General features: G+C 72.7%; 15 protein-coding genes. 5 read left to right on the top strand and 10 right to left on the bottom strand.

The window, feature by feature from the left end:
• Nucleotides 1-4: 4 nt before the first annotated feature.
• The 4 genes from rapZ to LG634_RS18410 all read right to left on the bottom strand — a co-directional run bounded on the left by rapZ (nt 5) and on the right by LG634_RS18410 (nt 4507).
• A complete protein-coding gene (gene rapZ / locus LG634_RS18425; RefSeq protein WP_226734955.1) occupies nt 5-955 on the bottom strand; it encodes an RNase adapter RapZ in 951 nt (316 codons plus the stop codon).
• A complete protein-coding gene (gene uvrC, locus LG634_RS18420; protein WP_226734954.1) occupies nt 952-2994 on the bottom strand; it encodes an excinuclease ABC subunit UvrC in 2043 nt (680 codons plus the stop codon). The genes rapZ and uvrC overlap by 4 nt, the downstream gene beginning before the upstream one ends.
• Before the next feature lie 65 nt (nt 2995-3059).
• Nucleotides 3060-3878, bottom strand: coding sequence for a hypothetical protein (locus tag LG634_RS18415; RefSeq protein WP_226735002.1), 819 nt, complete (start codon nt 3876-3878; stop codon nt 3060-3062).
• Nucleotides 3879-3883: 5 nt separating this feature from the next.
• Nucleotides 3884-4507 (bottom strand): papain-like cysteine protease family protein, encoded by a 624-nt coding sequence (locus LG634_RS18410; RefSeq protein WP_226734953.1) that lies wholly within the window; start codon nt 4505-4507, stop codon nt 3884-3886.
• A gap of 243 nt (nt 4508-4750) precedes the next feature.
• On the opposite strand from LG634_RS18410, the gene LG634_RS18405 reads away from it, so the two are divergent.
• Entirely contained in the window at nt 4751-5743 is a 993-nt protein-coding gene (locus LG634_RS18405) for a hypothetical protein (RefSeq protein ID WP_226734952.1), read from the top strand.
• A gap of 73 nt (nt 5744-5816) precedes the next feature.
• Here the strand turns inward: LG634_RS18405 and LG634_RS18400 are convergent, their stop codons facing one another.
• On the bottom strand, nt 5817-6233 hold the full coding sequence (locus tag LG634_RS18400; protein WP_226734951.1) for a Rieske (2Fe-2S) protein: 417 nt from the start codon (nt 6231-6233) through the stop codon (nt 5817-5819).
• A gap of 89 nt (nt 6234-6322) precedes the next feature.
• On the opposite strand from LG634_RS18400, the gene LG634_RS18395 reads away from it, so the two are divergent.
• A complete protein-coding gene (locus LG634_RS18395) occupies nt 6323-7186 on the top strand; it encodes a carbohydrate kinase family protein (protein ID WP_226734950.1) in 864 nt (287 codons plus the stop codon).
• A gap of 124 nt (nt 7187-7310) precedes the next feature.
• Here LG634_RS18395 and uvrA read toward each other — a convergent pair whose 3' ends face one another.
• Nucleotides 7311-10238, bottom strand: coding sequence for an excinuclease ABC subunit UvrA (uvrA, locus tag LG634_RS18390; protein WP_226734949.1), 2928 nt, complete (start codon nt 10236-10238; stop codon nt 7311-7313).
• Between the two features lie 174 nt (nt 10239-10412).
• On the opposite strand from uvrA, the gene LG634_RS18385 reads away from it, so the two are divergent.
• From LG634_RS18385 to LG634_RS18375, 3 genes are all read left to right on the top strand, one after another.
• Complete coding sequence (locus LG634_RS18385) at nt 10413-11111, top strand: maleylpyruvate isomerase family mycothiol-dependent enzyme (RefSeq protein ID WP_226734948.1); 699 nt, start codon at nt 10413-10415, stop codon at nt 11109-11111.
• 24 nt (nt 11112-11135) lie between these two features.
• Nucleotides 11136-11792 (top strand): MBL fold metallo-hydrolase, encoded by a 657-nt coding sequence (locus LG634_RS18380; RefSeq protein WP_226734947.1) that lies wholly within the window; start codon nt 11136-11138, stop codon nt 11790-11792.
• A gap of 228 nt (nt 11793-12020) precedes the next feature.
• Nucleotides 12021-13316 carry an MFS transporter gene (locus LG634_RS18375; protein ID WP_226735001.1) on the top strand — a complete coding sequence of 432 codons (1296 nt, stop codon included), beginning with the start codon at nt 12021-12023 and terminating at the stop codon, nt 13314-13316.
• Nucleotides 13317-13379: 63 nt separating this feature from the next.
• Here LG634_RS18375 and LG634_RS18370 read toward each other — a convergent pair whose 3' ends face one another.
• The 4 genes from LG634_RS18370 to uvrB form a co-directional block, all read right to left on the bottom strand.
• Nucleotides 13380-14372 (bottom strand): TerC/Alx family metal homeostasis membrane protein, encoded by a 993-nt coding sequence (locus LG634_RS18370; RefSeq protein ID WP_226734946.1) that lies wholly within the window; start codon nt 14370-14372, stop codon nt 13380-13382.
• A 250-nt stretch (nt 14373-14622) separates the two neighbouring features.
• On the bottom strand, nt 14623-16542 hold the full coding sequence (locus tag LG634_RS18365) for a TerD family protein (RefSeq protein WP_226734945.1): 1920 nt from the start codon (nt 16540-16542) through the stop codon (nt 14623-14625).
• A 49-nt stretch (nt 16543-16591) separates the two neighbouring features.
• Nucleotides 16592-17170, bottom strand: coding sequence for a TerD family protein (locus tag LG634_RS18360; RefSeq protein ID WP_226734944.1), 579 nt, complete (start codon nt 17168-17170; stop codon nt 16592-16594).
• Nucleotides 17171-17363: 193 nt separating this feature from the next.
• Nucleotides 17364-19505, bottom strand: a complete 2142-nt coding sequence (gene uvrB / locus LG634_RS18355) for an excinuclease ABC subunit UvrB (RefSeq protein WP_226734943.1) — start codon at nt 19503-19505, stop codon at nt 17364-17366.
• Between the last annotated feature and the right edge of the window lie 5 nt (nt 19506-19510).

Here is a 19510-nt window from a genome sequence, read left to right as displayed (position 1 = left end):
CTGGTCACTCGCGCCCCATGTCCCGGTGTACGACGACGGTCTCGACTCCCTCGGAGGCGAGGCGGGCGGCGAGCTTCTCGGACATGGCCACGCTGCGGTGCTTGCCGCCGGTGCAGCCGACCGCGATGGTCACGTACCGCTTGCCCTCGCGGCGGTAGCCCGCGGCGATCAGCTGGAGCAGCTCGGTGTAGCGGTCCAGGAACTCCTTGGAGCCGGGCTGGTCGAAGACGTAGTCCGAGACCTCGGGGTTCAGGCCGGTGAAGGGCCGCAGCTCCGGGACCCAGTGCGGGTTCGGGATGAAGCGGCAGTCGACGACGAGGTCGGCGTCGACGGGCAGGCCGTACTTGTAGCCGAAGGACATGACGGTGGCCCGCAGCTCGGGCTCCTCGTCGCCCGCGAACTGGGCGTCCATCTTCGCGCGCAGCTCGTGCACGTTGAGGCTGGAGGTGTCGATCACCAGGTCGGCGTCGCCGCGCAGCTCGCGCAGCAGGTCGCGCTCGGCGGCGATGCCGTCGACGATCCGGCCGTCGCCCTGCAGCGGGTGCGGGCGGCGGACCGACTCGAAGCGGCGCACCAGGGCCTCGTCGGAGGACTCCAGGAAGACGATGCGCCGGGTGACGCCGCGGGTGTCGAGGTCGGCGAGCGAGTCGCGGAGGTTGTCGAAGAAGCGGCGGCCGCGGACGTCGACGACGACGGCGATGCGCGCCACGTTGCCCTGGGACCGGGCGCCCAGCTCCACCATGGTGGGGATGAGGGCCGGCGGCAGGTTGTCGACGACGAACCAGCCGAGGTCCTCCAGGCACTTTGCGGCCGTGCTGCGGCCGGCTCCGGACATGCCGGAGATGATCACCAGCTCGGGGATGGCCGCCTCGGCGGCTTCACCGGCCTCCACGCTCGGGCCCGTACTCACCTGTGCTCCGTCTCGGTCGTGCGCTGTTCGGTCGTGCTCGGTCATGGTCGGTTCCCCCGGTCGGACGGGATCCCCGCGGGTGCGGGGGCCTCGTCTTCAATGATCTCTCCTGTCGCCGTGTTGACGGCAGGAGCGGCGGGGGTTGCCCGGGCGAGGGCCGCCGCGACGGTCTCGGCCGTCTTGCGGCCTATCCCGGGGACCTCGCAGATCTGGTCGATTGTCGCCTGCCGGAGCCGCTTCACCGAACCGAAGTGCTTCACCAGGGCCTGTTTGCGGGTCTCCCCCAGACCGGGCACGGCGTCGAGGGGGCTTGCCTTGATGCGTTTGCCGCGCTTGTTGCGCTGGTACTGGATGGCGAACCTGTGGGCCTCGTCACGCACCCGCTGGAGGAGGTACAGCCCCTCGCTGGTGCGCGGGAGGACGACCGGGTCCTCCTCGCCGGGCAGCCACACCTCTTCGAGGCGCTTGGCGAGGCCGCACACGGCGACGTCGGTGATGCCCAGCTCGTCGAGGGCCCGCTGGGCGGCGGCGACCTGCGGCTGCCCGCCGTCGACGACCACGAGCTGGGGCGGGTAGGCGAAGCGGCGGGGGCGGCCGTCCTCGGCCTCGCGGGGGCCTTCGTCCTCGCCGTCCTCCGCGGTCCACTCCCCCGTCTTCAGCTTCTCCTGGAGGTAGCGGCGGAAGCGGCGCGAGACGACCTCGTGCATGGAGCGGACGTCGTCCTGCCCCTCCCCGTGCCACACCTGGGTGTCGCCGACCCGGCCCTTGACCTGGAAGCGCCGGTACTCGCCCTTGCGGGCCAGCCCGTCCTCGAAGACGACCATGGAGGCGACGACGTCCTGCCCCTGGAGGTGGGAGATGTCGAAGCACTCGATGCGCAGCGGCGCACTGTCGAGGCCGAGGGCCTCGGCGATCTCCTCCAGGGCCCGGGAGCGGGTGGTGAGGTCGGCGGCCCGTTTGGTCTTGTGGAGGGCGAGGGACTGCTGGGCGTTCCGCCGGACGGTCTCCATCAGGTCCTTCTTGTCGCCGCGCTGCGGGACGCGCAGGCTGACCTGGGAGCCGCGGTGCTGGCCCAGCCACTCGGCGACGGCCGCCGGGTCCTCGGGCAGCGCGGGGACCAGGACCTCCCTGGGTACGCCCTCGCCCTGCTCCTCCCCGTACAGCTGCTGGAGGGCGTGTTCGACGAGGCCGGCGGTGTCGACGGCCTCGACCTTGTCGGTGACCCAGCCGCGCTGGCCGCGGACCCGGCCGCCGCGGACGTGGAAGATCTGCACGGCGGCTTCCAGCTCGTCCTCGGCGAGGGCGATCAGGTCGGCGTCGGTGGCGTCGGCGAGCACCACCGCGTTCTTCTCCATGGCGCGGCGCAGGGCGCCCAGGTCGTCGCGGAGCCGGGCTGCCTTCTCGTACTCCATCTCCTCGGCCGCCTCGTGCATCTGCCGTTCCAGGCGGGAGAGCTGGGCGCCGGTGCGGCCGGCCATGAAGTCGCAGAATTCCTCGGCGAGTTCGCGGTGGTCCTCGGGGCTGATCCGGCCCACGCAGGGGGCGGAGCACTTGCCGATGTAGCCGAGCAGGCAGGGCCGGCCGATCTGGGCGGAGCGCTTGAACACCCCGGCGGAGCAGGTGCGGACGGGGAACACCCGGAGCATCAGGTCGACGGTCTCGCGGATGGCCCAGGCGTGCCCGTACGGGCCGAAGTAGCGCACGCCCTTCTTCTTCGGGCCGCGCATGACCTGGACCCGGGGGTACTCCTCGTTCAGGGTGACGGCCAGCGAGGGGTAGCTCTTGTCGTCCCGGTACTTGACGTTGAACCGGGGGTCGAACTCCTTGATCCACGAGTATTCGAGCTGGAGGGCCTCGACCTCGGTGGAGACGACGGTCCACTCGACGGAGGCCGCGGTGGTCACCATGGTGGCGGTGCGCGGGTGCAGTCCGGCGAGGTCCTGGAAGTAGCTGGCCAGGCGCTGGCGCAGGCTCTTGGCCTTCCCGACATAGATCACCCGGCGGTGCTCGTCGCGGAATTTGTAGACCCCGGGGGAATCGGGGATCTGGCCCGGCTGGGGGCGGTAGCTGGAGGGGTCGGCCATGCCGTCCACCCTACTGGCGGGGGCCGACAGCCGGGCCCGTTGCCGGGCCCGGCTGCGGGGTGCCGCTACGGGCGTGCGGCGGCCCGGCGGCGGCGGACCGCCAGGGTGCCGAGGGCGCCCAGGGCGAGGGCGCCGGCGGCGGCCCCGGCCGCCAGGGGGGCGGCGGACGGGGCGGCCGCCGCAGGGGCCGCGGTGGCGGCCGCCGGGGCGTAGCCGCCCGCCTTGCCGGCCTTGGCGTAGGCGGAGCCGGGCAGCTTGTCGCCGTACGCCTTCGCGACGCGGGTCCGGTACGCGGCCAGGGTCGTGCCGCGGGCCCCGACGGCCCGGACGGCGTCCTCGTCGAGCGGGAGGACCCGGGTTCCCCCGGCCACGTACCAGGCGTCGATCTGGGGCTCGCGGAAGACGGTGCCGCCCGGGAGTTTCCGGGCGCCCCGGGCGGTGTAGCGGAACTCGTCGTCGCCGGCGGCGATGTTCACGACCTGCCAGCCGGCCGGGGTCTTCGCGGTCCACAGGGCGGCGGTCTGGCCGTCGGCGGAGACCGCCTTGCTGGCGAGGAACTCCAGCCGGGCCACCGGGGCGCCGGCCTTGCCCGCGACGAACTCGGGCGAGAGGTAGTGGACGGGCAGCGCCGCGCCGTCGATGCGGGGCCTGGCGGCGGCGAGGGAGACCCGGCCCTCGCGGGCGAAGAACCGGGACAGGGTGGCGAGGCTGGCGGGCGCGGCGGCCGCCCGGTGGGCGGCGGCCCGGCTGCCGGCGTCGGCGGACGGAGGTGCGGGAGCGGCGGCCGCGGCCTGCGGGGCGAGGCCGAGCAGGGCGGCGACGACGGCGGCGCCGAGGGCAGCGGCCCGCAGCCGCTTCGGGGCGGGGACGGTCATCGGGTCCATCGCGGTCACGCCCCGATCCGGTAGAGCGAGTGGGTCCAGGAGAAGGTGCTGTTGTTGACGTACCAGTCGTGCGAGGCCCAGTTGTAGCGGTAGCTGGAGGGCCAGGGGTCGCCCCAGTAGACCCAGTTGTTCGCGGTGTCGTAGCCGTAGAGGACGTGCATGTGGCCGCCGCCGTTGGACCACTGGATGCGGGTCTCGATGGGGCGGTTGTAGTTGATCTCGTTCTGGACGGTGGTGTAGCGCAGCCAGCCGTTCACGTACGAACCGGAACTGATGCCCGCCCAGTTGAGGCCGGTCTGGACGTTGCCGAGGGTGGCCTGGTTGTTCGGGCAGTCGTAGCCCTGCTGGCGGTTGAAGGCGGCGTTGCAGAACTGGTTCTGGCTGTAATTGCGGCCGAACCAGGTGGCGATGGTGTTGCCGCCGGCCGCCCAGCACCAGTTGGTCTTCTGCTGTTCCTGCATGGTGATGTCGAGTCGCTTGGAGGCGAGTGCCGCGGTGGGGGCCGGGGCGGACTGCTGCGCGTCCTGCGGACCTGCGGCAGGCGCGGCGGTTGCGGTGCCGAGGGGCAGGGCGAGCAGCAGTGCGGTGACGAGGGCGGCCAGCGCCGGCCGCCTCGATCGGTTGAGCATCGCGTTCCTCCCGAAGTGGGGATCCGTGGGGATGGAGGAGCGCGTCCGGACGCGTGTGGAGGAGCATCAGGGTGTTGTCGCGATCAGGTCAACACGGTTCAATACGCGGTGACATTGCAGTGTGAACGGCGAGACTGCGGTGTGAACGGCCGTGGTCGCACCACCTGGCTCCCCGGCGCCGCCGGCGCGGTCCCCCGGCCCGCCCGGCCCCGCCGCACGTGAACGTTCACAAGAGGAGACCCCATGGCGCGGACCACCGGACCGGCAGGGGTCCCGGACGCCGCGCGGCAGGCCGGCGCGGCCGGCGCGGCCGGCGCGGAGCTGGCCGGACTGCTGCGCACCGGCCCCTTCCACCTGGCGCTGCGGGCGGCGCTGGCGGCCCGCGGGCTGCCGCTGCACCGGGTCCAGCACCGGCTGGCGGGCCGGGGCATCAAGGTCGGGGTGACCAGCCTGAGCTACTGGCAGCAGGGGGCCCGGCGGCCGCAGCGCGCCGAGTCGCTGCGGGCCGTGCGGGCCCTGGAGCAGATCCTGGAGCTGCCTGCCGGGTCGCTCGTACGGCTGCTGGCCCCGGGCGGTCCGCCGGCCGACGCGGACCGGGCGGTGCGCCCGGCCGCCCGCCCGTACCGGAGTCTGGTGGCGGACGGCGCCACCGTCGAGGAACTGCTCGCGGAGCTGGAGGTGCCGGCGGACGGCGGGCTGCACACGGTGGGGCACCACGAGTGGGTGCGCATCGGCCCGGCCCGCGAACTGCAGGGCCGCGACTCTCAGCACGTGCTGCGCGCGCACCGGGACGGGGTGGACCGCTACCTGGCCATCCACGCCGGCGATCCCGGCTGCGATCCGGCGCGGGTGGAGGTGCGGGCGTACGAGAACTGCCGGACCGGGCGGGTCCGCTGGGACCGGGCGACCGGGGTGGTGGTGGCGGAGCTGCTGTTCGACGCGCGGCTGCGGGCCGGGGACACGTACGTCTTCGGCTACGGCTTCGAGGACGGCACCGGCGGGTGCAGCAGCGAGTACGTCCGCGGGTTCAGCTATGCGGGCGGGCAGTACATGCTCCAGGTCCGCTTCGACGAGGCGGCGCTGCCGGTGCGCTGCCGGCGGTTCACGCGGACCGCGCCGGGCACTCCGCGCACCGAGCTGGCGGACCTCACGCCGAACGGCCGGCACCGGGCGGTGCACCTGGTCGAGCCGAGCGTGCGGCGCGGGCTGGTGGGGATCGCCTGGGACTGGGACTGACCGCGGCAGGCGCGCGGCCCGCCCCCGGTCAGCCCGCCCGTCAGCCCGTGGTCAGCCCGTGGTCAGCCCGTGGTCAGCCCGCGATCAGCTTGCCGCCCACGGCCTTCACCGGGACGGCGGGCAGCGGGTCGGTGGCCGGCCCCTGGATGACCTTGCCGGTGGTCACGTCGAAGCGGCTGCGGTGGCAGGGGCAGTTGCCCTCGCCGTCCTCGATCTTGTCGAGGACGCAGCCGGCGTGGGTGCACTGGGCGCTGAACGCCTTGTACTGGCCCTCGGCCGGGCAGCTCACCAGCAGCTTGTTCTCGCGGTACAGCCTGGCGCCCCCGACCGGCACGTCGGCCGCGTCGCCGAGCTCCACCGGGGCGGTGGGGACGGCGGGGCTGCCGTAGCCGCTGTTGGTCTCCGTGGAGCAGGCGGTGAGCGCGACCCCGGCACCGGCCAGTGCAGCCCCCTTGAGGACGGTACGGCGGGCTGCGGACTGCTCGGGCATGGCTTCTCCACGGATGGCGGCGAATGGGTGTGCGGCGGGTGCGCCTCCCGACCATACCCGGGGGCCCGTGATGCGTTACCTTCGCCCGCGTGATCGTCGTGGGCGGAGAAGCACTGATCGACCTGGTCCCGGCGGCCGGGGGCCTGCTGGCGCCCCGGCCGGGCGGCGGGCCGTACAACACCGCGCTCGCGCTGGGCCGGCTCGGCTCGCCGGTGGCCTTCTGCTCGCGGGTGTCGACGGACGGCTTCGGCGAGACGCTGCTGGCCGGGCTGCGGGCGGCGGGCGTGGACCTGTCGCCGGTGCAGCGCGGGCCGGAGCCGACGACCCTGGCGGTGGCCTCGGTCGGACCGGACGGCTCCGCCGGGTACGGGTTCTACGCGGAGGGCACGGCCGACCGGCTGTTCCGGCTGCCGCCCGCGCTGCCGGACGGCGCCCGGGCGCTGGCCCTCGGCACGTGCTCGCTGGTGCTGGAGCCGGGGGCGAGCGCGTACGAGGCCCTGCTGCGGCGGGAGGCGGGGCGGGGGCTGCTGACGCTGCTGGACCCGAACATCCGGCCCGGCCTGATCCCGGACCCCGAGGCGTACCGGGCGCGGTTCCGGTCCTGGCTGCCGTACGTGTCCGTGCTGAAGCTGTCCGAGGAGGACGCGGCCTGGCTGGGCGGCGGGGTGGACGACTGGCTGGCGGCGGGGCCGTCGGCGGTCGTCCTGACGCGGGGTGCGGCCGGGCTGTCGGTGACGACGCGGGCGGGCGGGCGGTGGTCCGTCCCTGCGGTTCGGGTCGCCGTGGCGGACACGATCGGTGCGGGCGACACGGTGAGTGCCGCCCTCCTGCACCGTCTGTCTCTGCCGGGACCGCCCGACTGGCCCGCCGTCCTGTCCTTCGCCGCCCGCGCCGCCGCCGTGACCTGCACCCGCCCGGGCGCCGACCCTCCCTCCGCCGCGGACCTCGCCTGACCGGCCAGGAGGCCCCGGGGCTCCGCCCCCGCACCCCCGCGCCTCAAACGCCGGCGAGGCCGGATGTGCCCCGTCCGGCCCGTCCGGTGTTCGAGGACCCTGGGTCCGCGGCGGAGCCCCGGGGTCAGGCGCGCTTCGTCGGCCGCTTGGCGGCCGTCTTCTTCGCCGACTTCCGGGCCGCCGGCACCGCGCGGACCGCATCGCTGACCCGGTCCGCGCCCAGGATGTCCCGCAGGAACTTGCCCGTGTGGCTGGCGCCCACCGACGCGACCTGCTCCGGCGTGCCCTCGGCGACCACCAGGCCGCCGCCGTACCCGCCTTCGGGGCCCATGTCGATGACCCAGTCCGCCGTCTTGATGACGTCGAGGTTGTGCTCGATGACGATCACCGAGTTCCCCTTGTCCACCAGCCCCGACAACACCTTGATCAGCTTCGAGATGTCCTCGAAGTGCAGCCCGGTCGTCGGCTCGTCCAGCACGTACACCGTCCGCCCGGTGGACCGCTTCTGCAGCTCCGAGGCCAGCTTCACGCGCTGCGCCTCGCCGCCGGACAGGGTGGGCGCGGACTGCCCGAGTCGGACGTACCCGAGGCCGACCTCGTTCAGCGTCCGCAGGTGCCGGGCGATGGTCGGGACCGCTTCGAAGAAGTCCAGGGCCTCCTCGATCGGCATGTCCAGCACCTCGGCGATGGACTTGCCCTTGTAGTGGACCTCCAGTGTCTCCCGGTTGTAGCGCGCCCCGTGGCAGACCTCGCACGGCACGTACACGTCCGGCAGGAAGTTCATCTCGATCTTGATGGTGCCGTCGCCGGAGCAGTTCTCGCAGCGGCCGCCCTTCACGTTGAAGGAGAACCGGCCCGGGAGGTACCCGCGGACCTTCGCCTCCATGGTCTCCGCGAACAGCTTGCGCACGTGGTCGAAGACACCGGTGTACGTGGCCGGGTTGGACCGCGGGGTCCGGCCGATCGGCGACTGGTCCACGTGCACGACCTTGTCGACGAGGTCGTCGCCGGCCACCCGGGTGTGGCGGCCCGGCACCGACCGGGCGCCGTTGAGCTCCCGGGCCAGGTGCGTGTACAGGATGTCGTTGACCAGCGTGGACTTGCCGGAGCCGGAGACACCGGTGACGGCCGTGAGCACGCCCAGCGGGAAGGACACGTCGATGTCCTGGAGGTTGTTCTCGCGGGCGCCGTGCACGGTGAGCCGGCGGTCCGCGTCGACCGGCCGCCGGGTGTCCGGCACCGCGATCGACTTCCGGCCGGACAGGTACTGCCCGGTCATCGACTCCTTGTTGGCAAGCAGCTCCTTCAGCGAGCCGCTGTGCACGACCTTGCCGCCGTGCTCGCCGGCCCCGGGGCCGATGTCCACGACCCAGTCGGCCACCTTGATGGTGTCCTCGTCGTGTTCCACGACGATCAGGGTGTTGCCCATGTCGCGGAGCCGGACCAGGGTCTCGATCAGCCGGTGGTTGTCCCGCTGGTGCAGACCGATGGACGGCTCGTCGAGCACGTACAGCACGCCGACCAGGCCGGAGCCGATCTGCGTGGCCAGCCTGATCCGCTGGGCCTCGCCGCCGGACAGGGTGCCGGCGGCCCGGCTGAGCGAGAGGTAGTCGAGGCCGACGTCGACCAGGAAGCGCAGCCGCTCGTTGACCTCTTTCAGGACCCGCTCGGCGATCTTCTTGTCGCGCGCGTCCAGCCGGAGCCGGCCGAGGAAGTCCGCGCACTCGCTGATCGACATCCCGGCGACCTCGGCGATGGACTTCTCCATCACCGTCACGGCCAGCACGATCGGCTTCAGACGGGTGCCCTCGCAGGTGGGGCAGGGCACCTCGCGCATGTAGCCCTCGAACCGCTCCCGGCTGCTGTCGCTCTCCGCCTCGGAGTGCCGGCGCTTGACGAACGGCACCGCACCCTCGAAGGCGGTGGTGTACGCGCGCTCGCGGCCGTACCGGTTGCGGTAGCGGACCTGGATCTGCGTCTTGTGCCCGTGCAGCAGGGCCTTCTTCGCCCGCTGCGGCAGCCCGGCCCACGGGATGTCCGTACGGAAGCCCAGCTCGTCGGCGAGGGCGCCGACCAGGCGCTGGAAGTAGTCCTTGGTGTGGCCGAGGGACCAGGGCGAGACGGCACCCTCGTCGAGGCTCTTCTCCTCGTCCGGGATGATCAGCTCGGGGTCGACCTCCATCCGCGTGCCGATGCCGGTGCAGTCGGGGCAGGCGCCGAAGGGCGAGTTGAAGGAGAACGAGCGCGGCTCCAGCTCCTCGAACGACAGGTCGTCGTACGGGCAGTAGAGGTGCTCGGAGAACATCCGCTCGCGCTCGGGGTCGTCCTCGGCGAGGTCCACGAAGTCGAGGATGACCATGCCGCCGGACAGGCCGAGGGCGGTCTCCACCGAGTCGGTGAGCCGGCGCTTGGCACTCTCCTTGACGGTGAGGCGGTCGACGACCACCTCGATGGTGTGCTTCTCCTGCTTCTTCAGGGCCGGCGGCTCGGTGAGCTGGACGGTCTGCCCGTCCACCCGGGCCCGGCTGTACCCCTTGGTCTGGAGGTCCGCGAAGAGGTCGACGAACTCGCCCTTGCGCTCGCGCACCAGCGGCGAGAGCACCTGGAAGCGGCTGCCCTCAGGCAGCGCGAGCACCTTGTCGACGATGGCCTGCGGCGACTGCCGGGAGATCGGCCGCCGGCACTCGGGGCAGTGCGGCTTGCCGATGCGGGCGAAGAGCAGGCGGAGGTAGTCGTAGACCTCCGTGATGGTGCCGACCGTGGAGCGCGGATTGCGCGAGGTCGACTTCTGGTCGATGGACACGGCCGGGGACAGGCCCTCGATGAAGTCGACATCGGGCTTGTCCATCTGGCCGAGGAACTGCCGGGCGTACGAGGACAGCGACTCCACGTACCGGCGCTGGCCCTCGGCGAAGATCGTGTCGAACGCGAGCGAGGACTTGCCCGACCCGGACAGCCCGGTGAAGACGATGAGCGAGTCGCGGGGCAGGTCGAGCGAGACGTTCTTGAGGTTGTGCTCGCGAGCGCCGCGGACGATGAGACGGTCGGTCACGCCGGTCCGCACCTTTCTTGAGAGAGCGGGGGACGGAGCCCCCCGTCCCAGGGTATGGGGGCGGCCACAGCGGTGCGCCGCGGTCAGGTTTCCGAGCCTATAGCACGCGCATTCGATTTACGGTGCCCGGAGAGTTCCTTCACCCGAAGGAGTGGCGGCGCTATCGTCGGCCCCATGAACGATCATGTGCACGACCTGGCGCTCCTCGATGCGGCGACCGACCGTCTGCTCGCCTCGCTCGCCACCCTCGACAACGCGGGACTGGCCGAGGCGTCACGCCTGCCCGGCTGGACCCGTGGTCACGTCCTGGCCCACCTGGCCCGCAACGCCGACGCCCTCGTCAACGTGCTGGAGGGCCGTCCCATGTACGTCAGCGGCGACGCCCGCGACGCGGACATCGAGCGCGACGCCCCGCGGCCGCTCGACGCGCACCTCGCCGACCTGCGCGAGAGCCACGCCCGTTTCACCGCCACCACGGAGCCCGCGCAGGACTGGGCCCGCACCGTGGAGCTGCGCAACGGCGTCAAGGACGCCGCGGCCAACATCCCGTTCCGCCGCCTGATCGAGGTCGAGCTGCACCACGTCGACCTCGGCGTCGGCTACGAGCTGTCGGACCTGCCGGACGAGTTCACCGCCCGCGAGATCTCCTTCCTCGCCGACCGCTGGTCCGGCCGCCCCGACGTCCCGCCCGTCACCCTCCGGCTCGGCCACGACGACCCCGCCCCGACCTGGCGCACCGGCGGCAGCGAGGGCACCCCGGTGACCGTCAGCGGCACGGGCGCCGAACTGCTCGGCTGGCTGGCCGGCCGCGGGGACAAGGGCGCGCACACGGTCGTCGACGGCGGGGACCTCCCGCTGCTCCCCCCGCTGTAGCCGGCGACGAATTAGGCTGCCGCCATGACATACAGCGGAGCGGTGAAGGTGGGCGGGCCGGCGGATGTGCACGAGCTCGCGGACCTGATGATTTCCAAGGTCGCGGTGGGTCCGATGGACAACAACGCGTACCTGCTGCGGTGCCGGGCCACGGGCGAGCAGCTGCTGATCGACGCGGCCGCGGAGGCGCACACCCTGCTGGCACTGATCGGTGACGACGGCATCTCCTCCGTGGTCACCACGCACCGGCACGGGGACCACTGGGGCGCCCTGCGCGAGGTCGTCGACGCGACCGGCGCCCGGACGTACGCGGGCCGGCACGACGCGGAGGGGATCCCGGTGCCCACCGACGTGCCCGTCGAGGACGGGGACGTCATCCGGGTGGGCCGGGTCGAGCTGACCGCCCGCCACCTGGTCGGGCACACCCCGGGCTCGATCGCCCTGGTCTACGACGACCCGCACGGGCACCCGCACGTGTTCACCGGAGACTGCCTCTTCCCGGGCGGCGTCGGCAACACGCGCGGCGACAAGGCCGACTTCACGAGCCTGCTCGACGACGTCGAGGCCAAGCTCTTCGGCCGGCTGCCGGACGAGAGCTGGGTCTACCCGGGCCACGGCGGCGACACCACGCTCGGCGCCGAGCGCCCGCACCTCGCGGAGTGGCGCGAGCGCGGCTGGTGATCCCGCCCGGCCCGGCCCGCCGCCCGTACCACGGGACCGGCGGACCGGGCCCCCGGCGTCAATCACGATCCGCCGGAAACCCGTTCGGGTCGAGGATGGCCGTACCCGCTCCGTGACCGGCTCCGACCGGGTACACGGAGTCTCATGTACGAAGCCCCTCCCGACGGCCCCTCCTCCGCCCCGGCCGGCACCCCCGGCCCGGCCCCCGCCGCCCGCACCGGCCCCTCCATGCCCCGGCTGGCCGCGGCCTCGCTCGCCGGCACCGCGATCGAGTTCTACGACTTCTTCGTCTACGGGACGGCGGCTGCGCTCGTCCTCGGACCGCTGTTCTTCCCCACCTTCTCCCCGCTGGCCGGCACCCTCGCCGCGTTCGGCACGTTCGGCGTCGGGTTCGTGGCCCGCCCGCTCGGGTCCCTCGTCTTCGGCCACATCGGCGACCGGCACGGCCGCCGGCCGGTGCTCTTCGCCTCGCTGCTGCTCACCGGCGTCGCCACGGTCGCCGTCGGCTGCCTGCCGTCGTACGCCTCGATCGGGGTGGCCGCCCCGGTACTGCTGCTCGTCCTGCGCTTCCTGCAGGGTCTCGGGCTCGGCGGCGAGTGGGGCGGGGCCGTGCTGCTGACCGCCGAGCACGCCCCGGCGCGGCGGCGCGGTCTGTGGGCGAGCATCCCGCAGACCGGCCCGCCGGTCGGCTTCCTGCTCGCCAACGGGATCATGCTGGTCCTGTCCGCGGCCCTCACGGACGACCAGTTCCGCACCTGGGGCTGGCGGGTGCCGTTCTGGTTCGCGGGCCTGCTGGCGGCCGGCGGGCTGCTGCTGCGGGCCTCCCTGGAGGAGACCCCGGCCTTCCGCGCGCTCGCCGAGTCCGGCCGGCGGGCCGAGGCCCCGCTCACCGAGGTGTTCCGCCGGCACTGGCGGCCGGTGCTGCTCAGCGGCGGCGGCCTGGCCATCGGGTACGCGATCTTCTACACGGTGACCACCTGGTCCCTGGCGTACGGGACGGAGCACCTGGGCGTGGGGCGGACCACCATGCTCGCGTGCATCATGACCGCGGTCGTGATCAAGGCCCCGCTGACCCCGGTGTTCGCGCTGCTCGGCGACCGCTGGGGCCGGCGGCCGGTGTGCCTGGCAGGCTGCGCGGCGGCCGCCCTGTGGATGTTCCCGATGGCCGCGCTGCTGCGCACGGGCCGCCCGCTGCCGATGGCGCTCGGCTTCACGGTGGCCCTGGTCACCATGGTGATGATCCTGTCGGTGATCGCGGCGTACCTGCCGGAACTGTTCGAGCCGCGGGTGCGCTGCACGGGCGCGGCGGTCGGCTACAACCTCGGCGGGGTGCTCGGCGGTGCGCTCACCCCGATCGTGGCGACGGCGCTGGCCGGTGACGGCGGGCCGCCCTGGAGGGTGGCCGCGTACCTGACCGGGATCGCCCTGGTCAGCCTGTGCTGCTTCGCGCTGCTGCCCGAGACCGCACCGGCGGCGGGACCGGCCGCGGCCCCGGAGGCGGCCACCGAGCCGGCGGCCGCCTGAGCCGGGACGCACGCGGGCCGGCCGGGGCTGCCGCCCCGACCGGCCCGGTCGTTGTTGCCGAGGTCAGGCCTCGACGGACTCCTTGCCGTCCGAAGCCTCGGCGGCCTCGGCCGCCGCCTGCTTCTTCGAGGCGATCAGGCTGGTGATGGTGGTGACGACGAGGACGGCGCAGATCACCGCCAGCGAGAACGGGATGGAGATCTCGGGGACGTGGACGCCGCTCTCGTGCAGGGCGTGCAGCACGAGCTTGACGCCGATGAAGCCGAGGATGATCGACAGGCCGTAGCTGAGGTGGACCAGCTTCTTGAGCAGGCCGCCGATGAGGAAGTACAGCTGGCGCAGGCCCATCAGGGCGAACGCGTTCGCGGTGAAGACGATGTACGGGTCCTGAGTCAGGCCGAAGATCGCGGGGATCGAGTCCAGGGCGAACAGCACGTCGGTCGTGCCGATGGCGAGCATGACGACCATCAGCGGGGTCAGGATGCGCTTGCCGTTGGACTGGATGAAGAGCTTGGTGCCGTGGTAGCGGTCGGCGACGCCGAACTTCTTCTCGACGGACTTCAGGAGGCGGTTCTCCTCGAACTCCTCGTCCTCGTCGTCGGAGCGGGCCTCCTGGATGAGCTTCCAGGCGGTGTAGATCAGGAACGCACCGAAGATGTAGAAGATCCACGAGAAGCTGGCGATGATCGCGGCGCCGGCGGCGATGAAGATCGCGCGCAGCACCAGGGCGATCAGCACGCCGACCAGCAGCACGCGCTGCTGGAGGTGGGACGGGACCGCGAACTTCGCCATGATCAGGACGAAGACGAAGAGGTTGTCGACACTCAGCGACTTCTCGGTGATGAATCCTGCGAAGAACTCGCCGGAGGCCTGGCTGTTGCCGAAGACCAGCAGGCCGAGGCCGAAGAGGATGGCGAGGACGATCCAGACGACCGTCCAGATGCCGGCCTCCTTGACCGACACGTCGTGCGGTTTGCGGCCGATGAAGAAGTCGGCCCCGATGAGGATGCCCAGACCGGCAATGGTCAGCACCCACGTGTACAACGAAACGTCCACTTCACGCCTCCGGCAGATCGCTACGGCTCAAGGTCAGCGTCATCGCTGCCGGAGGTCTCTTCCACCCGACGGCCTCCCGGCCGCGGGCCGCCGCCCCGGGACCGGTTGCAGTCCGTACTGACGGGCACGACGTAGCGAAACAGCAGGAATACTCCCCTCCGCGCACATAAGAGTACCGGCACCCCAGGGAAAAGGTAAAGGGATACCCAAAGAAAGGTCAGCGGGGAGTCAGTGTCGGGTCAGTGGACGGTCATCGCTCCTCGGCGATCCGGGCGAGCACCTGCTCCAGTACGGCGCTCCCCGCCGGCGGCAGGCTCGGCTCGAAGGTCCAGGCGTGCCCGACCCAGGGATCGGCGAGGTGGTCGTCGGGCACCGGCGAGAGCCGCAGCAGCGACTTCCACAGCGGATCCAGCAGCGGCCCGTACGCCGAGGCCTCGTCGCGGTCGGCGACCATCAGCAGGTGGACGCCGACGGCCGGCCCCTCGTCGGCGAGGTACCGCAGCCGGGTCACGGCCCGGTCGTCGAAGCCGTGCGGGAAGTCGTGGACGATCAGCAGCTGAGGCGCGGTGTCCACGTGCGGCGGCAGCGACTCGGCCGCGCCGCTGCCGAGGGCCATCTGCACCAGGTCCACCCGCTCGGTGAGCCGGGCCAGCAGCTCCGAGACCCCGGCCGCCCCGGTGGCCGGGGGTCCGGCCAGCAGTCCGGCCCTGCGCAGCGGCTCCAGGGCCGCCGCGCCCGCACCGGCCGCGTCGACGGCGTGCACCCGGAACCCGCCCGCCGGATGGACGGCGAGCAGCCGGGCCGCGTGCGCGACGGCGGTGTCGAGGGCGAGCCGCCGCAGCCGGTCGGTGTCCATGGCCATCGCAGCCTCCGAGCCGGTACGGCCGCTGTCGATCCACAGCCCGCGCTCCAGCGGCAGCCGGACCAGCATGGGGATGCGCAGGTCCGGGCGTTCCGGCAGGTGCAGGTCGCCCAGGCGCAGGGACATCGGGGGCTCGGAGGGCAGCCGGTGGTCCTGCCACAGCGGGTGGTCCCAGCCGGCGAAGGCGGCCGGCAGCGCGGGTTCGACCACCTCGGCTTCGGCGGTCAGCTGTGCGAGGTCCCGGTCGAGCACCGCCCGGGCCTGGAGCACGAGGTCGTCGTGGCGGGCCTGCGCGGCCTCGCGGGCGGCGCCGGAGCCGCCGCCGAGCCGGTCGCGCGGGTCGGCGAGCGCCTGGTCCAGCTCGCGGTCCATACGGTCCTCCGCGAAGGCCACCGCACTGCGGTACGCGGCGACCACCCGGGCCAGGTCCTCGAACATGCCCCAGACCTGGTTGTGGAGGCGCTCCTCCATCGTCCAGCCGTTGGCGTCGCCGGCCACGGGCCGCGGCTGCTCCCCGGGCCGGGCGGGGGCGGGCTGCGGGGCGGGCGCCGGGGGCTGCGTACGGGCCCGGCGGGGGTGTTCGTAGCTGACGGCGGCCGGCGGCTCGGCGGGGGCCGGGCCGGGCGTGCCGGGGTACGGGACGCCGGAGACGGGCACCGGGCCGGGCGCCTCCCGGCCGCGGTCCGGCTCCGTGGCGGCAGCCGGGCCCTGGGGGCCGGCCGTGGTCCCGCCGAGGGTGCGCACGGCCTGCGGCGGCGCTTCGGCGGCGGCGGGCACGGCCGAGGCGGCGAGCGCGGCGGCCGCGACGGGGTCGAGCCCGTGGTCCGCGAACAGGCCCGCGAGGCCGTCCGCGTACCCCTGGCCGACGGCGCGCACCTTCCACGCGCCCTGCCGCCGGTACAGCTCGACGGCGATGACGGCGGATTCGGTGTCGAGTCCGGTGAGGGTGAAGCCCACGGCCTCGGTGCCGCCGGCGTCCAGGACGGCGAGGTGCGGCGCCGCCACGGTCCCGAACCGGGCGGGCCCGCCCGGCGGCAGGGCGAGCAGGACCCCGACCCGGTGGGCGGCGTCGGGCACGGCGGCGAGGTCGACCTCGATCCGCTGCCCGGCGGCCGCGGCCACCGGGCACACGGCGCCCGGGATCCGCGGCCGGCCGGGATGTGCGGCGGCATCGGCGCCGGGCAGCATCCGGCCCGCCTCGTCGCCCAGGAGGACGCCGGCGAGCACCGGGGTGCCCGCCGAGATCCGGATCTCCACCTGCGTGTGCGGCAGCGGGTGGTTCTGTCCCCGCACCAGCTCGGCCGTCATCGCCTGCCCCCGTCGTTCCCGTTGGTTCCCGCCGCCGTGCGCCGCTCGCCTACAGGTGCGGGACGATCGCCGGGAGGAGGTCCTGGAAGGTGCGGCCGTTGGCCGCGTCGCCCAGGGCCGTCATCTTCCAGCCGCCGCCCGCCCGGTGGACCTTCGCCATGATCTGCGCCGTGTACTGGCCGCCGCCGTTGAGCGTGTAGCGGGCCAGCTCCTGGCCGTTCGTCTCGTCGACGATCCGGCAGAAGGCGTTCTCGACCTCCTGGAAGGTCTGCCCGGTGAAGGAGTTCACGGTGAACACGATCTGGTCAACGTGGACCGGAACCCGCTGGAGGTCGACGAGGATCGCCTCGTCGTCCCCGCCCTGGCCGACGCCGCCGACCAGGTTGTCGCCGGTGTGCCGGACCGATCCGTCCTCGCTGATCAGGTGGCGGAAGAACACGACGTCCACGGGCTGCCGGTCGGCGAACAGCACGGCCGAGGCGTCGAGGTCGATCTCCCGGGTGCGCGACCCGAACAGGCCGCGGCGCTTGGCCGCCTGCCAGCCGAGGCCCATCCGCACCGCGGTCAGGGTTCCCCCGTCGGCCTTCGCCAGGCTGATGGCCTGACCCTTGGTCATGTTGACCGTCACGCGCTGTCCCCTCTCTGATGTGTTCCCGCCCGCGGCGGCCGCCCGCGGCCTGCGCCGCGGACCCCGTACCGCGGGTCCTGCCCTGCCGGCCAACCCTATGCACGGCCGCCCGCCGAGCGGCTCGGCCCGCCCGATTCTGTGTCTCTCCTGAGACACAGCGCCGAAACCCGGCCGGCCGCTGCGGCTGCGCGCCTCAGGCGAGGCCGGCCTCCTTCATCTGCCGCAGTTCCTTCTTCAGCTCGCCGACCTCGTCCCGGATCCGGGCGGCGACCTCGAACTGGAGGTCCGCCGCCGCGGCCCGCATCCGCTCGGTCATCTCCTCGATCAGCTGCGCCAGTTCGGCCGCGGGCCGGTCGGTGGGCACCGCGGCCGCGCCCGCCTTGCCGCCCTTGCCCGGCGCCTTGCCGCCGAGCGCGGGCACCGGCGCCTTGGCGCCCTTGCCCTCCCGGGCCTGCCGGTAGCCGGTGCCGAGCAGCTCCTCGGTGTCGACCTCCTCGCGGGCGATCGTCGCGACGATGTCGTTGATCTTCTTGCGCAGCGGCTGCGGGTCGATGCCGTGCTCGGTGTTGTACGCGATCTGCTTCTCGCGGCGCCGGTTGGTCTCGTCGATGGCCTTCACCATCGCCGGCGTCATCTTGTCCGCGTACATGTGGACCTGCCCGGACACGTTGCGCGCGGCCCGGCCGATGGTCTGGATCAGCGAGGTCCCGGAGCGCAGGAAGCCCTCCTTGTCGGCGTCGAGGATCGCGACGAGCGACACCTCGGGCAGGTCGAGGCCCTCGCGGAGCAGGTTGATGCCGACCAGGACGTCGTACTCGCCGGCGCGCAGCTCGCGCAGCAGCTCGATGCGGCGCAGCGTGTCCACGTCGCTGTGCAGGTAGCGGACCTGGATGCCGAGTTCGAGGAAGTAGTCGGTGAGGTCCTCGGCCATCTTCTTGGTGAGGGTGGTGACGAGGACCCGCTCGTCCTTCTCGGTGCGGGTGCGGATCTCGTGGACCAGGTCGTCGATCTGGCCCTCGGTGGGCTTGACCACGACCTCCGGGTCGACCAGGCCGGTCGGGCGGATGATCTGCTCGACGAACCCGTCGCCGCGGGCCAGCTCGTACGCGCCGGGGGTGGCGGACAGGTAGACGGTCTGGCCGATCCGCTCCTGGAACTCCTCCCACTTCAGGGGCCGGTTGTCGAGGGCGGACGGCAGCCGGAACCCATGGTCGACGAGGGTCCGCTTGCGGGAGGCGTCGCCCTCGTACATGGCACCGATCTGGGGGACGGTGACATGGGATTCGTCGATGACGAGCAGAAAGTCTTCGGGGAAGTAGTCGATGAGCGTGTTGGGCGCGGATCCGCGCTCGCGGCCGTCCATGTGCAGCGAGTAGTTCTCGATGCCGGAACAGGAGCCGATCTGCTGCATCATCTCCAGGTCGTACGTGGTGCGCATGCGCAGGCGCTGCGCCTCCAGGAGCTTGCCCTGCTTCTCCAGTTCGGCGAGGCGCCCGGCGAGCTCGGCCTCGATCCCGGCGATGGCCTTCTGCATGCGCTCGGGGCCGGCGATGTAGTGGCTGGCGGGGAACACGTACAGCTCGCGGTCCTCGCTGATGACCTCTCCGGTCAGCGGGTGCAGCGTGGACAGGGCCTCGATCTCGTCGCCGAACATCTCGATGCGGACGGCCAGCTCCTCGTACACCGGGAAGATCTCGACGGTGTCGCCGCGGACCCGGAAGGTGCCGCGGGTGAACGCCATGTCGTTGCGGGTGTACTGGATGTCGACGAAGCGGCGCAGCAGGGCGTCCCGGTCGATCTCCTCGCCGACCTTCAGCGGGACCATGCGGTCCACGTACTCCTGCGGGGTGCCGAGGCCGTAGATGCAGGAGACGGAGGCGACGACGATCACGTCGCGGCGGGTCAGGAGCGAGTTCGTCGCCGAGTGCCGCAGCCGCTCCACCTCCTCGTTGATGGAGGAGTCCTTCTCGATGTAGGTGTCCGACTGCGGGACGTACGCCTCGGGCTGGTAGTAGTCGTAGTACGAGACGAAGTATTCGACCGCGTTGTTCGGCAGCAGCTCGCGGAACTCGTTCGCCAGCTGGGCCGCCAGGGTCTTGTTCGGTGCCATGACCAGGGTCGGGCGCTGGAGCCGCTCGATCATCCACGCGGTGGTCGCCGATTTGCCGGTGCCGGTGGCGCCGAGCAGGACGACGTCCTTCTCCCCCGCGCGGATGCGCCGCTCCAGCTCGGCGATGGCCGCGGGCTGGTCGCCGCTGGGCTGGTAGGGACTGACCACCTCGAAAGGGGCACCACTGCTCCGGCGGAGCTGTTCGATCTTCGATACGGGCCGCATGGCTC

This window comes from Streptomyces bambusae (assembly GCF_020532645.1).
Taxonomy (GTDB): Bacteria; Actinomycetota; Actinomycetes; order Streptomycetales; family Streptomycetaceae; genus Streptomyces; species Streptomyces bambusae.
Note: the sequence above shows the minus strand (reverse complement) of the source record. Positions and strands in the feature narration are given on the sequence as shown.